At 60.9% G+C, this 14,269-nt stretch carries 11 protein-coding genes; 10 read left to right on the forward strand and 1 reads right to left on the reverse strand.

Annotated features, from left to right (window positions below; all coding sequences use genetic code 11):
* Positions 1–21: 21 nt before the first annotated feature.
* The 10 genes from QCD60_RS17400 to QCD60_RS17445 all read left to right on the forward strand — a co-directional run bounded on the left by QCD60_RS17400 (position 22) and on the right by QCD60_RS17445 (position 13,345).
* The gene (locus QCD60_RS17400; RefSeq protein WP_279787471.1) at positions 22–2,169 is read left to right on the forward strand and encodes a bifunctional TVP38/TMEM64 family protein/FAD-dependent oxidoreductase; all 2,148 of its coding nucleotides are present in this window, start codon (positions 22–24) and stop codon (positions 2,167–2,169) included.
* Positions 2,166–3,371, forward strand: coding sequence for an ABC transporter substrate-binding protein (locus tag QCD60_RS17405; protein ID WP_279787474.1), 1,206 nt, complete (start codon positions 2,166–2,168; stop codon positions 3,369–3,371). The genes QCD60_RS17400 and QCD60_RS17405 overlap by 4 nt, the downstream gene beginning before the upstream one ends.
* Positions 3,347–5,128 (forward strand): ABC transporter permease subunit, encoded by a 1,782-nt coding sequence (locus QCD60_RS17410; RefSeq protein ID WP_279787475.1) that lies wholly within the window; start codon positions 3,347–3,349, stop codon positions 5,126–5,128. Before QCD60_RS17405 ends, QCD60_RS17410 begins: the two co-directional genes overlap by 25 nt.
* Positions 5,125–5,805, forward strand: a complete 681-nt coding sequence (locus QCD60_RS17415; RefSeq protein ID WP_279787477.1) for an ATP-binding cassette domain-containing protein — start codon at positions 5,125–5,127, stop codon at positions 5,803–5,805. Before QCD60_RS17410 ends, QCD60_RS17415 begins: the two co-directional genes overlap by 4 nt.
* Entirely contained in the window at positions 5,798–6,406 is a 609-nt protein-coding gene (locus tag QCD60_RS17420) for a CDP-alcohol phosphatidyltransferase family protein (RefSeq protein WP_279787479.1), read from the forward strand. Before QCD60_RS17415 ends, QCD60_RS17420 begins: the two co-directional genes overlap by 8 nt.
* A 99-nt stretch (positions 6,407–6,505) precedes the next feature.
* On the forward strand, positions 6,506–8,425 hold the full coding sequence (locus tag QCD60_RS17425) for a sodium:proton antiporter (protein WP_279787481.1): 1,920 nt from the start codon (positions 6,506–6,508) through the stop codon (positions 8,423–8,425).
* Between the two features lie 253 nt (positions 8,426–8,678).
* The gene (locus tag QCD60_RS17430) at positions 8,679–9,173 is read left to right on the forward strand and encodes a TIGR00645 family protein (protein ID WP_104156589.1); all 495 of its coding nucleotides are present in this window, start codon (positions 8,679–8,681) and stop codon (positions 9,171–9,173) included.
* 29 nt (positions 9,174–9,202) lie between these two features.
* On the forward strand, positions 9,203–10,441 hold the full coding sequence (locus QCD60_RS17435; RefSeq protein WP_279787484.1) for a leucine-rich repeat-containing protein kinase family protein: 1,239 nt from the start codon (positions 9,203–9,205) through the stop codon (positions 10,439–10,441).
* A 130-nt stretch (positions 10,442–10,571) separates the two neighbouring features.
* Entirely contained in the window at positions 10,572–12,293 is a 1,722-nt protein-coding gene (locus QCD60_RS17440; protein WP_279787486.1) for an amidohydrolase, read from the forward strand.
* Positions 12,290–13,345, forward strand: coding sequence for a GTP-binding protein (locus tag QCD60_RS17445; RefSeq protein WP_279787488.1), 1,056 nt, complete (start codon positions 12,290–12,292; stop codon positions 13,343–13,345). Before QCD60_RS17440 ends, QCD60_RS17445 begins: the two co-directional genes overlap by 4 nt.
* Before the next feature lie 63 nt (positions 13,346–13,408).
* On the opposite strand, the gene QCD60_RS17450 is transcribed toward QCD60_RS17445, so the two are convergent.
* Positions 13,409–14,260 (reverse strand): molybdenum cofactor biosynthesis F family protein, encoded by an 852-nt coding sequence (locus QCD60_RS17450; protein ID WP_279787490.1) that lies wholly within the window; start codon positions 14,258–14,260, stop codon positions 13,409–13,411.
* Positions 14,261–14,269 lie beyond the last annotated feature (9 nt).

Genomic DNA, 14,269 nt, shown 5'->3' on the forward strand with positions numbered 1-14,269 from the left:
GACAGTGATTAAGGGGAATCAATGAAGCTGGGACGTGCTGGTTTAGTACTTCTCGTCATGGTGTTGCTGGTGCTGGCCTGGCATTTTGATCTGTCGTCTTATCTGGATCTGGAGTTCCTGCGGCAGAAACGTGACTCCTGGTCGGCGCTGATCAGTCAGTATCCGCTGCGCAGCAGTATTATTTTCTTCCTCGGCTATGTACTGGCGACGGCGCTGTCGGTGCCCGGTGCGACACTGCTGACGCTGTTTGCCGGGACCATGTTTGGTCTGCTGTGGGGCACGGTACTGGTGTCGTTCGCCAGTACTGTCGGTGCGGTGCTGGCCATGCTGGTGGCACGCTATCTGGCGCGTGACTGGATCAGCCATCATTGCGAGCGGCAGATGGCGGTCATCAATAAAGGCATCCAGCGCGATGGTGTTTTCTATCTCTTTGGCCTGCGCATGGTGCCGGTCTTTCCCTTCTTCCTGATCAACCTGCTGATGGGCCTGACCTCCATGCGGGTCTGGACCTTTGCCTGGGTGAGTCAGATTGGCATGTTGCTGGGCACGGTGGCTTACGTCTATACCGGCGCCCGCCTGACCGAGCTGAATACACCGGCAGATGTGCTGTCGCTGCCGTTGCTGAGTGGGCTGGCGGTAGTGGGGTTGCTGCCACTGCTGACGCGCTGGTCACTGTCCTGGCTGCGTGATTATCGCCACCGGCGGCAGTGGCCCAAACCTGCTCATTATGATTACAACCTGGTCGTGATTGGTGCCGGTGCGGCGGGTCTGGTGACCAGCTATATCGCTGCGGCGGTCAGAGCCCGGGTGGCGCTGGTGGAAAAAGCCGGGATGGGGGGCGATTGCCTGCATACCGGCTGCGTGCCATCAAAAGCACTGCTGCGCGCAGCGCATTATGTGGCCGCGACCACAGAGGCCAGGAACCTGGGCCTGCGTTCCGCGCAGGTGGAGTTTGACTTCGCCGAGGTGATGGAGCGGGTGCAGCAAACCATTCAGCAGGTGGCACCTCATGATGGGGTGGAGCGCTACACCGCCCTTGGTGTGGACTGCATTGCCGGTGAGGCAAGACTGTTGTCGCCCTGGCAGCTGCAGGTCGGAGACCGACAGCTGACCAGCCGCAATATTGTGATTGCCACGGGTGCGCGTCCGGCGCTGCCGCCGATTCCGGGGCTGACGGAGATGGCTCCGCTGACGTCGGAGACGTTCTGGCAACTGCGAGAACTGCCTCAGCGCCTGCTGATTCTCGGTGGCGGTGCGGTGGGGTGCGAGCTGGGGCAGGCCATGGCCTGCTTTGGCAGTGAAGTGATGATCGTTGAACGCGCCGGGCGCCTGTTACCCCGTGAAGATGAAGAAGTGGCGGTCGCCCTGCAGAGCCGCTGCCGTGACCTTGGCATCAGCCTGCATCTGGCAGCGGAGATCACCCATTTCAGTGAGGAACAGGGCACCCGCCGTGCCTGGCTGCGTCAGCACGGAACCAGTGAAGATACTGTGTCGCTGGAGTTTGATCGGGTGCTGGTGGCTTCCGGGCGGCAGGCCAATACCGAAGGGATGGGACTGGAGGCGCTGGGGATCGAGCGCAACGCGGATGGCACCTTGCAGGTGGATGACTTCCTGCGTACCCGCTTCAGTCATATTTTGGCCTGTGGTGATGTGGCAGGCCCTTATCAGTACACACACGCGGCTGCCCATCAGGCTTGGTACGCCAGCGTCAACGCCCTGTTTGGTCTGGTCAAACGTTATCGCGTTGACTACCGGCACCTGCCCATGGCGGTCTTTACCGATCCGCAGATTGCCCGGGTGGGGCTGACCGAGCAGCAGGCGCGGCAGCAGGGCGTGGCCTTTGAGGTCAGCCGCTTTGATCTGGGAGAGCTGGACCGGGCCATCATTGAGGGGCGTCGTAATGGCTGGATCAAGGTGCTGACCGCGACAGGCAAGGATCGCATTCTCGGTGTCACCATCGTAGGTGATCAGGCCGCGGAGCTGATGGCCGAGTTTGTGCTGGCCATGAAGCACAATATCGGCCTGAACAAGGTGCTCAGCACCATTCACATCTATCCTACTCTGGCTGAGGCCAACAAATACGTCGCCGGGGTGTGGAAGCGTCAGCATACACCGCAGTGGATCTTGCAGTGGCTGGAGCGCTATCACGCATGGAGGAGAGGTCAATGAGAGGGATGTGGCGTCGCTGCCTGAGTCTGCTGGTGATGCTGGTCACCCTGTGCGCTGCTATCAGCGTTCAGGCCGAAGACTGGAACACCCTGCTTAAGCATGCCCGCGGTGAAACAGTGTACTTCAATGCCTGGGGCGGCAGCCCTCGCGTCAATGACTACATTGGCTGGGCGGCAGCGGAAGTGAAAAGCCGTTACGGCATCAACCTGAAACTGGTCAAGGTGGCGGACACTTCCGCGGTGGTCGGCCGCATTCTGGCAGAAAAGGCCGCCGGGCGGGAGAAACAGGGCAGTGTTGATCTGCTGTGGGTCAACGGTGAGAACTTCCGCACCCTCAAGCAGAATGGCCTGCTGTTCGGCCCTTTCAGCACCAGTTTGCCCAACTATGAGTGGGTGGATCGCAGCAAGCCCAGCGTCAGCCACGACTTTGCCATCCCGGTAGAAGGCATGGAGTCGCCCTGGGGCATGGCGCAGCTGGTGTTCCTCTATGACAGTGCCCGGGTTGAGCAGCCTCCTCATTCGATGGAAGCCCTGCTGGCCTTTGCCAGAGAGCATCCGGGGCGGGTTAGTTACCCGCTGCCACCGGCGTTTCTGGGCACCACCTTTCTCAAGCAGGCTCTGCTGGAGACCATGAAGCGCCCCATGCGTCTGCTGCAGCCTTATGATGAGGCCGATTTTTCCGAAGTAACGGCGCCGCTGTGGGACTATCTGGATCAGCTGCACCCCTATCTCTGGCATCAGGGCAAAGATTTCCCCGCTTCTGCAGAAGTGATGAACCATATGCTCGACAGTGGTGAGCTGTTGCTGTCCATCAGCTTTAACCCTAACGAGGCCAGTGCCGCCATTCTGGCGGGGCAGTTGCCAGGCAGTGTGCGCACTTATGTGCACGACAAGGGCACGCTGGCAAACACGCACTTCCTGGCGATCCCGTTCAACAGTAACCATAAGGCAGCTGCACAGGTAGTGGCCAACTTCCTGCTGTCGCCCGAAGCGCAGGCGCGTAAGGAAGACCCTAGTTTCTGGGGCGATCCGACGGTGCTGGATCTGAAGCTGTTGTCGGCGGAAGATCAGGCGCGTTTTCAGGCCATCCAGCATGGGTCTGCGACGCTGACCGCAGAGGAAATGGGCCATGTGCTGGCTGAACCTCATGCCAGCTGGGTGCCTGCGCTGGAGCAGGAGTGGCAACGGCGTTACGGCCATTGACGCGGCGACAATGGCGCCAGTACTGGCAGTCTGCCGGGCTGCACAGCCTGGCCGTCTTGCTGCTCGGCGTACCCCTGTTACTGGGGCTGACGGGTACTGTTCTGCTGTCGCTGGGCAGCTGGCAGCCCTTTATTAGTTCCTCTGCTATTAGCTCAGCAGCCTCATCCCCCCCTCTTTCTCTCTGGCAGCCACTCCTGCAACTGCCCGCCCTGCCACACGCCATACTGCTCAGCCTGACGACTGGCTGGGCGGCGACCTTGCTCAGTCTGTCCCTGACCCTGCTGATCCTGATGGTGCTGCGCAGCCCGCGTCAGTTGCACTGGTTGCAGCGCTGGCTGGCACCCATTCTGGCCATCCCTCATGCCGCCATGGCTTTCGGGCTGATGGCGTTGCTGGCGCCTTCGGGCTGGCTGCTGCGCCTGCTGGTGGGTGGTCGCAGTAACGGATTGCCACCTGACTGGTCGTGCGTGCAGGGAAGTTCAGGAATGAGCCTGATACTGGCGCTGGTATTGAAAGAAACCCCCTTCCTGCTGCTGATGACCCTCAGTGCGCTGGCCCGCACCGATGCGGAGAAACGCAGCCAGCTGGCGGCGACGCTGGGCTATCCCCCCGGCCAGGCATTGCTGTTGCTGGTCTGGCCCGCACTCTATCCGGCATTACGCTTACCGCTTCTGGCGGTGCTGGCCTATGGCCTGAGCAATGTGGATATGGCGGCCATCATCGGTCCGGGCAATCCGCCTACACTGGCCGTGCTTATCTGGCGCTGGCTGGCGGATGCGGATGTGCAGCAGTGGCTGCCTGCCAGTGCGGCAGCGTTATTGCTGTTGGCGATGATGCTGTTAAGCCTGCTGGTATGGCTGGGCCTTGAGCAGAGTGGGCGCTGGCTGTTGCTGAGGCTGACCCGCAGTGGCTGGCGCTGGCAATGGCCAGCCCGGTGGCATGCTCTGGGCCGTGGCATGGCCTCACTGCTGATCGGGCTGCTGATGGTGAGCACGGTGCTGGCGGTATTGCTGTTGCTGTGCTGGTCGTTCAGCTGGCGCTGGCCGTATCCCGCACTCTGGCCGCAAAGCTGGACGACACAGCACTGGTTCAGCCTGTGGCAGGCGGGTTCGGAGCTACTGGGCAACAGTCTGCTGCTGGGGCTGAGCAGTGCGTTGTGTGGTCTGTTACTGTGTGTGCTGTGGCTGGAGTGGAGTGCTCATCAGCAGCGCCCGCTGCATCTGGGGCTCTGGCTATGGTTGCCGCTGCTGTTGCCGCAACTGGTCTATGCCTTTGGCTTGCAGTGGCTGCTGTTGCGACTGGGCTGGGATGGTAACGCGCTGGCACTCCTCTGGGCGCATCTGCTGGTGGTCTTGCCTTACATGTATCTGAGTCTGGCGGACAGTTATCGTGGCCTTGACCCGCGCTATCAGCAACAGGCCCGTCTTCTGGGCATGAATTACTGGCAGGCGTTGTGGCGGGTGAAATGGCCGATCCTCAGCCCCGCACTGGTGACCGCGCTGGCGGTGGGTTTTGCCGTCAGTAATGGTCAGTATCTGCTGACCCTGTATATCGGTGGCGGGCGCTTCCCGACGCTGACAACGGAGGCGGTCAGTCTGGCCAGCAGCTGGGACATGCGGGTCATCGGCGTCTATGCTTTTGCCCAGCTCAGTCTGCCACTGCTGGGATTTGCGCTGGCGCTGTACTGGCCGAAGTGGCGTTACGCCGGATTACAGGGGATGCAGCCAGACGTAGTAAAAGGGAGAAGCGAACCGTGACCTCAGCGTTGACCAGCGGACTCCAGCTGCAGGGCGTCACCCTCAGTGTGGCAGAGCACCTGCTGTGCCTTGAGCTGTCGCTGCAGATCGGGGGAGGGGAGTTACTTGCCCTGATGGGCCCCAGCGGCTGCGGTAAATCCACGCTGCTGGCCTGGATCACCGGCACCCTGAACCGGTCGTTCAGTGCGAGGGGGATACTGCGGCTGGGCGGTGCCGAGGTACATCATCTCCCTCCTGAGCGGCGGCGTATCGGCCTGCTGCAACAGGATGACCTGCTGTTCCCTCACCTCAATGTGCACGACAACCTTTTGCTGGCAGTGCCGCGGCACTATGCACAGAGTGAGCGGCACCGGCGAGTCGGGCAGGCACTGCAGCAGGCGGAGCTGGCCGACATGGCAGGGCGTGACCCGCTGACGCTTTCTGGAGGGCAACGGGCACGAGTGAGCCTGATGCGCACCCTGCTGGCTGAGCCGCTGGCCTTGTTGCTGGATGAACCTTTCAACCGGCTGGATCAGGCACTGCGCGAGCAGATGCGCCAGTTTGTCTATGGCCACCTCCGCGACAGCGGTCTGCCCACCCTGCTGGTGACCCATGATCCGCAGGATATTCCTGCCGGTGCGACGGTGCTGCACTGGCCCATGGTCTCCCCAACAGAAGGAGCGCCTTATCATGCTTGATCGTTACACCAGCCGCTGGGTACAGCCGTCGCTGAAGGTGCTGGCGTACCATGCCCGGCGGGAAGAAATCAGTGCTGATCAGCTGACGGTGCTGGGTTTCGTTTTCGGTCTGATGGCGATGGCGGCTATCACCCTGGGGCACTTTGAGCTGGCGCTGGTCTTACTGTTGATCAACCGCTTTCTTGACGGCCTCGATGGGGCCGTAGCGCGCCAGACCCAGCCATCGGATGCCGGGGGCTATCTCGATATCTGTCTCGACTTTCTGATTTACTCGGGCGTGATCTGGGCCTTCGCTCTGGCGGAGCCTGCCAATGCGACGGCAGCGGCGACGCTGATTTTTGCTTTTGTCGGCACCGGCAGCAGCTTTCTGGCCTTTGCGGCGGTGGCAGCCCGGCGTTCGCTGGTGCAGCCACAGGCCGTGCATAAGTCGCTGTACTATCTGGGCGGCTTGACCGAGGGTACAGAAACTATCCTGTTCTTTGTGCTGCTCTGCCTGTTCCCCGGTGCTTTTGTGCCACTGGCCTATGGCTTTGCCGGGCTCTGCGCCATTACCACGGCAACTCGTATTGTTGGTGGTTACCGGACACTGCGGCAGCCATAGCGCCTGCTCACCATCTGCTGCAAAGCAGCATGCTGGCTTGGCAAGGGCGGTTTGCCGTGGAATGATGACCCTCGACTCAAAAGACATAGGATTTCGGATATGCCGATGAGTGTGGCTGGCGCACTGGCGCTGATTGCCGTGGTGGGGCTGGGATGCCAGTGGCTGGCGTGGCGGGTAAAGCTGCCAGCGATCCTGTTTTTGCTGCTCTCTGGTGTGCTGCTTGGCCCGGGGCTGGGCTGGATTCAGCCTGATTATCTGTTCAAGGAGCTGCTGTTCCCGCTGGTGTCACTGTCGGTCGCCATCATTCTGTTTGAAGGCAGCCTGACCCTGCATCTGGCACAAATCAAAGACGTCGGCAAAGTCGTGCGCAAGCTCGTCACGCTCGGAGCTCTGGTGACCTGGGCAATGATTGCCCTTGCCTCACGCTGGCTGACCGGTCTCAACTGGGATATGGCGTGGCTGTTCGGTGCGCTGGTAGTGGTGACCGGGCCGACGGTAATTGTACCGATGCTGCGCACCATCCGCGTCAACGCCCGCATCGGTAATATCCTGCGCTGGGAAGGTATCATCATTGACCCTATCGGTGCGCTGCTGGCGGTACTGGTCTTCGAGTGGATTATTTCCCGCAGTGCGGAAGGGGGCCCGCTGGGGCACACCGCGCTGCTGTTTGCCGAGGTGGTGGGCGTCGGTGGGCTGACCGGGCTGGTAACAGGCTATGCCCTTGGTCAGGCCCTGCGTCGCCACTGGCTGCCTGACTACCTGCAGGCGCTGGCAACGCTGGCACTGGTGCTGGGCTCTTTTACCTTCGCCAATCATCTGGCCCATGAGTCCGGTCTGCTGACAGTGACCGTTATGGGCATGCTGCTGGCCAATATGAAAGGGGTGGAAATCGAGGGCATCCTGTCCTTCAAGGAAAACCTCACGGTGATGCTGATCTCCGGGCTGTTTATTCTGCTGGCCGCGCGCATGGATCTGCATGATCTGTGGATGCTGGGCGCGCCAGCGATTGCGCTGCTGCTGGTGATTCACTTTATCGTCCGGCCGGTGTCCGTCTGGCTGTGCAGCTGGGGTTCGGAGCTGAGCTGGAAAGACAAGGCCATGATTGCCTGGATTGGCCCGCGGGGGATCGTCGCCGCAGCGGTGTCAGCCCTGTTTGCCCTGCGGCTGGAACAGAACGGTGTGGCCGATGCGCAGGTGCTGTCTGCGCTGTCCTTCGCTGTCATCATCGGTACCGTGCTGTTCCAGAGCGCCACTGCCCGGCCACTGGCCAAGCGCCTGGGGGTGGCCGAGCCTGAACCCCGCGGCTTTATCTTTATCGGGGCCAATACCGTCGCCCGGGAGCTGGCCAAGCTGCTGGAGCAGAATCAGGTGCCGGTACTGATGGTGGACCCCAGCTGGGAAAATATCCGCGAGGCGCGCATGGCCGGGCTGCGTACCTTCCATGGCAATCCACTATCACGCCATGCCGATACCTATCTCGATCTGGTCGGGTATGGTCGTATGCTCGCCCTGTCCCCACAGCGGGAAGTGAACGTGCTGGCCAGTCTGCGCTATCGCCCTGAATTCGGGCGCCGCAATATTTTTGCTCTGCAAACCAGCAAGGATACCCAGACCTCGGCCAGACAGCTGATTTCCGAGGAGTATCAGGGCCGTTATCTCGGGGCCACGGGTGGCAGTGAAGGGCTGACCTACAGCAAGTTTGCCAGCCTGATTCGTCAGGGCGCCCGCCTGCGCACCACCCGTCTGTCGGATGACTTTACCTTTGATGCCTGGAAGGCCCAGCACGGCAGTGATCGCTGCCCGCTGTTTGCCATTACGCCGAAGGGCGAGGTGCAGATATTCAGCAATGAAGCCAGCCCTCAGCCCAAATCAGGCTGGTTGCTGTTGTCGTTCGATATGGATGTGGAAAAGGAAAAAGAGAAGGTGCAGATCAAGGCGCAGGAGAAAAGTCAGGCCAGTGCTGAGAAAGCCGAGCGCAGTGGTGATGAGGTGCTCAGCTCCAGCCCGGCAACTTCCTGAGTTCATGAATGTTTTCGGAGCGTCCATGCCGGGCACAAACGGCAGATAACAGTTGAAGCCAATCGTAGCTTGCCGGTCACAGGGCAGCCGCTATCATAGGCGGCCGCCAAGATGGCAGGCAGGCTGGATAGCCTGAGAGCATGTTCGTGATCCGGCGGGCGCAGGTCTTTTCAGCGCTGCGGATCAGCAACAGGCTCTGAGTTCAGTTGATCAACAAGCAGTATCGATAACTGGTTTGGTAGAGTGAAACCCAATGGAAAAGTATCTGGAACGCACCATGTATGCCGCACGCTGGCTGTTGGCCCCGATTTATATGGGCCTGAGTCTGGCGTTGCTGGCACTGACGATTAAGTTCTTTCAGGAAATCTTTCACGTCCTGCCGCATATACTCGATACATCCGAGACTGATCTGGTGCTGCTGGTGCTGTCACTGGTCGACCTGTCACTGGTTGGTGGCCTGCTGGTGATGGTGATGTTCAGCGGCTATGAAAACTTCGTCTCGCGTCTGGATATTCCCGAAGGCGAGGAGAAGCTGGGCTGGCTGGGCAAGCTGGATTCCTCCACCCTCAAGTCTAAGGTGGCTGCGTCCATCGTCGCTATTTCCTCCATTCATCTGCTGAAAATCTTTATGAATGCCAGTACCTACGATACTGAGCATCTCAAGTGGTACGTCATTATCCACATGACCTTTGTTGCTTCCGCCTTTGCCATGGGTTATCTGGATAAACTGACCCGCGACAGCCACTGATTGATCTGCTGCATAACAAGGATTTGCCCATGCATACCCTGGCGCAATTACAGGCCGGTGCGCTTCACGGCGTGACCCGGCTGCAACTGGCAGAAGGGCTGACGCACTTCCCGGCGGAGATTTTTTCGCTGGCTGACAGTCTGGAAATCCTTGATCTGAGTAATAACGCCCTGAGCGAGCTGCCGGACGATCTGCATCGTCTGCATAAGCTCAGGGTGATCTTCTGCTCCAGCAATCGCTTCGAGCGTCTGCCTGAATGCCTCGGTCAGTGCTCTCAGCTGGAGATGATCGGCTTTAAAAGCAATCGTATCAGCGAGGTGCCTGCCGCGGCCCTGCCGGAGCAGACCCGCTGGCTGATTCTGACTGATAACCTGATTGCGGCACTGCCAGAACGGCTCGGCCAGCTCCCGCGGCTGCAGAAGCTGATGCTGGCCGGTAACTGCCTGACCGCGCTGCCAGCCAGCCTCAGCCAGTGTCATAACCTGCAGTTGCTGCGCATTTCGGCCAACCGGCTGCCAGCGTTTCCCGATGTGCTGCTGGATCTGCCACAGCTGAGCTGGCTGGCGTTTGCCGGCAACCCGTTCTGTGCCGAGCGCCAGCCGCACGACGTATTTCCGCAGGTGGCCGCAGACGATCTGTATCATCACGAAGTGCTGGGGCAGGGCGCCTCAGGGGTGATCCGCCGTGCCTCATGGCGCCATAATCCCCATGGCTGCAGCGAGCAGATGGCGATCAAGGTATTCAAGGGCGACGTTACCAGTGATGGTTACCCGCTGGATGAGCTGGAAGCCTGCCTGTCTATCGGCCAGCATCCGAATATGGTCACACCGCTGGCACGGGTAACGGGTGAACTGCAGGAAGCGCTGGTGATGGAGCTGATCCCTGCCGACTACCGCAATCTTGGCCAGCCACCGAGCCTTGCCAGCTGTACCCGTGATGTCTTCACGGCGGGTCAGTCCTTCGACATCGCGACCATCAGCGGGTTTGTCGAACAGATGGAAAGCGTGGTGGCACACCTGCGCCAGCGTGGCATCAGCCACGGTGATCTGTACGCCCACAATGTGCTGGTCAACCCTGCAGGCCATCTGCTGTTCGGTGACTTCGGCGCAGCGTCGCACTATCAGCATCTGGCGGACTATCAGCGTCAGGGTATTGAGCGCATGGAGCAACGGGCGTTGCACTGCTTTATCGAAGATATGCTCGGCCTGTGTGTGGAGCAGGATCGAAATTCAGCGTGTTATCAGCAACTGGCACGGCGACTGCTCTAGACACGTTATGTTCCCGCCGGGAGGTCGCCGTGCCTCCCATGTTTCCTGTCAGTCAGCCAATCTTGCCAATTCCGGCTAACGATCCCTCATTCCCCGGTTCTACCCTGCCAGCAAGCGATCCGCATGGCGGATGCAGACCTTATTTCGCCTGCTGGCCAGCCGTGCCGGGCAGGTTGCTCTGACAGGGGGAACCATGACTGACAAGAGCCACTCTTTTGTACTGTTCAATGCGGTGATCTGCACCATGAACAGCGCTCAACCCTGGGCCGAGGCGCTGGCGGTCTGTGACGGACGGATTGTGGCGGTAGGCAGCCGGGCAGAAGTGGAGGCCGCTGCCGACGTCTCCGCGGAACGTATTGATGCCCTGGGACGGATGGTGATGCCCGGCATGGCGGATGTGCATAACCATTTTGTTTTTGCCGGGCGGGCTGAGTTGTATGAGGTTAATTTCCCGCCTTACTGCCGTCTTGATCAGATCATTGAACGGGTACGTGAGGCGGCCCGGCAACGTCCGGCGGAGCGCTGGATCATCGGTGGTATCTGGGGCAGCACATTGCTGGGTGAGCTGACCTACGAGGCACGTTTACGTCTGGATGAAGCGGCAGCGGGCCGGCCGGTCATGCTGCGTGATGATTCCCACCACAACCGCTGGCTCAATGCCGCTGCACTGCAGGCCTGCGGTATTGACGCGGATACGCCTGACCCGGTCAACGGCACCATTGTCCGGCATGCCGACAGCGGTGAGGCCACTGGCCTGCTGCTGGAGGCGGCATCGGCACTGGTGGAGTCGGTGGTTAACGCAGCCATTATGGCGGAACCCGAGGCTAACATCGCGGCTGCACGGCATGCGCTGCAGCGGCTTAACGCCTATGGCATCACCTGTCTGCAGGAGCCACTGAGTACCCGCATGGTGCTGGATACCCTGAAGACCGTGGCCGAGCGCGAGCAGCTCAGTGCCTGGGTGGTGGCGTCGATGCCGGTGGTGCAGGGGCCGTTTGCCAGTGATCAGTGGGGCGCTGAGCTGTTTGCCCTGCGCGACAGCTACCGCAGCCGCTACTTCCGGCCGGATTTTGGCAAGCTGTTTATGGACGGGGTGCCAACCACGCACACTGCCGCCATGCTCGACCCCTATCTGCCCACCGACACCTATGGCTGCTGCTTTCGTGGCAGTAACTTTATGACCGTGCCGCAGTTGGCGAGGGTGATTGCGGACTGCGAGCAGGCAGGGATCAGCCTGAAGATTCACTGCACCGGCGATGGCTCGGTGCGTGCCACCCTGGATGCCATTGACGTCGTGCGCAGTTTCAATGGCGGCCAGCACCGCCATCAGATTGCCCATGCCGGGTACGTGCATGCCGATGACATTCCACGCTTCCGGGAGCTGGGGGTGGTGGCTGATCTGTCACCGATGCTGTGGTTCCCGGGGGTGATCGTTGAGCAGCTGAAGACGGTGCTGGCGGAAGAGCAGGTTAACCGTTCCTATCCGCACCGCACGATGGCGGAGGCAGGCGTGCTGCTGGCCGCCGGCTCTGACTGGCCGGTACTGCCTGACCCGAGCCCGTGGATCGGGCTGCAGGGCATGATCACCCGGCAAGACCCGACGGGGCAGTTCCCTGGTGCGCTTGCGGAAGAAGAGCGGCTGGATCTGGCGACCGCCCTGCGTGCCTACACGCTGGGGCCTGCCGAAGCCATGGGGCTGGCACAGGAAACCGGTTCGCTGGAGGTCGGCAAGTCCGCTGATCTGATCGTGCTTGATCGCAACCTCTTTACTACGCCGGTCAATGAGCTGGTACACACCCGTGTATTGACGACGTACTTTGCGGGCCAGGTCGTGTTTGAGGCTGAAGTATGACAGCGCCCCTGATTCCGGTAACGCTGCTGACCGGCTTCCTGGGCAGCGGTAAGACTACGTTGCTCAACAGCCTGCTACAGCTGCCTGAGCTGGCCGACAGCGCGGTCATCATCAATGAGTTCGGTGCGGTTGCGGTCGATCATCTGCTGGTGGAACAGGTCAGTGAGCATCTGCGCCTGCTGCAAAGCGGCTGCCTGTGCTGCACCGTACGCGGCGATCTGCTCGACACCCTGCAGGATCTGGCCCGGCGCCGGGAGGATGGGCAGATTGCGCCGTTCGCGCGGGTGATCATCGAAACCACCGGGCTGGCTGACCCGACACCGGTGCTGCAGACCTTTCTGGCAGATGCTGATGTGCGCAGCCGCTTTCAGCTCAGTCAGATAGTGACGCTGGTGGATGCCGTCAACGGTGCCGCCACCCTGAGCCGCCACGAGGAAGCGCGGCGTCAGGTGGCACTGGCCCAGCAACTGCTGATCAGCAAGGAGCAGCTGGCTGCGCCCGCAATGGTGCAACAGCTGCAGGACACACTGCGGCAGCTCAACCCGCTGGCTGCCATCACCGTTCTTGGCGAGGGCGCGGGCGCGCCTTTGCTGCAGACCACATCCGATCAGGCGCTGTTTGCTGCCGCACACTGGGCGACGCAGGCGGGGCAGGGTGAAGAGGCGATGCCTTCTCATCACAGCAGCCGGCTACAAACCTACTGTCTGCAGTGGACTCAGCCGTTGCCGCAGCAGGGGCTGGCTGACTGGCTGGAGCGACTGGTGGCGATGCGGGGGGAGCAGCTGTTGCGGGTAAAAGGGCTGGTGCAGCTGGCCGAACACCCACACCAGCCCACGGTGATTCATGGTGTGCAACAGCTGCTGCATCCCTTCACCCAGCTGCCGGAATGGCCAGATGCGGCGCACTGCTCGCGTCTGGTGCTGATCGTCGATGGGATAAGCTTCAGCGAGATAGCGCGGACGTTTGAGCGCTATGTCGGGGTCGCTGTACCGCGCTTTCAGCCTGCACCGGCGGCGTCATCTTCAACGGCAATGTCTTCACCACTGCGCTGAGGCGGTGGTGAGCCATCGCCGTGCTGGCGATGGCTGGCTGCAACCGCTTGCGATGCTGCAGCGTCACTCCGTTGCGGCGTACACCGTGGTGTTGAGCAGATCGCAGTAAGAGGCCACCGGGAAGTTGGAGAGCTGATCAAAGCTGCCACCGGCGTAGCCAAAGATCTTGCCGTCGCTACGGTGTTGCTGCAGATCAATCATCACCAGCCCGAGTGTCGGGACGATTTTCTCGCACCAGACGAACAGGTACAGGTCAGCCGCTATCTTGTAGTAATAGCAGCGATCGGTATCACACAGACCCTGTTCCACACCCTGCAGGCATTGCCAGGTGTAGAACTGTTCATTCAGATAGATGTGTTCGTACACTTCGGTCGGGCTGTAGCGATAGCGGTTGCGAATACCGACCAGCTCCGCTGTGGGCCCATGCGGACAGGCTCCCGGCGTCCATGGCCGATCAAGACTGCCATGCAGAAACTGCACCTCGACACCGGTCAGAGGCTTGCCTGCCAGTGCCCGCTGATACAACCCCACTGCAGTTGCACGTTCCTCTGGCAACTGGCCAATCACGGCAGTAAAGGACGCAGTAGAAAAGTCCAGCACCAGACTGACGGAGTAGTCACGGCCTTCCTCCTGCTTGATGAAGTCCACCAGCACCATATCCTGACGCAGTGACGTCGCCCGGTACTCAGCGGCGCCTGCGGTGTCGGTACTGGCTATATGCCAGTGCAGTTGCTGCTGCTCGAAGCGGTGAGGAATGACCGTGCCGTCAGCAAAATGCAGGGTGATTTCCCGGCCTGCCAGCGCTGCCAGTCTGGGCAGAATAAAAGCCTCTGCGGCGAAGCCTTCGGCCAGTGCGCCCACGGTGATCCAGTCGTTGGATGCCGTCTCTTGCCGTGGTTGGGATGTCGCGCTCATACAGGTTGC

Origin of the sequence: Pokkaliibacter sp. MBI-7 (assembly GCF_029846635.1) — a bacterium.
GTDB lineage: Bacteria > Pseudomonadota > Gammaproteobacteria > Pseudomonadales > Balneatricaceae > Pokkaliibacter.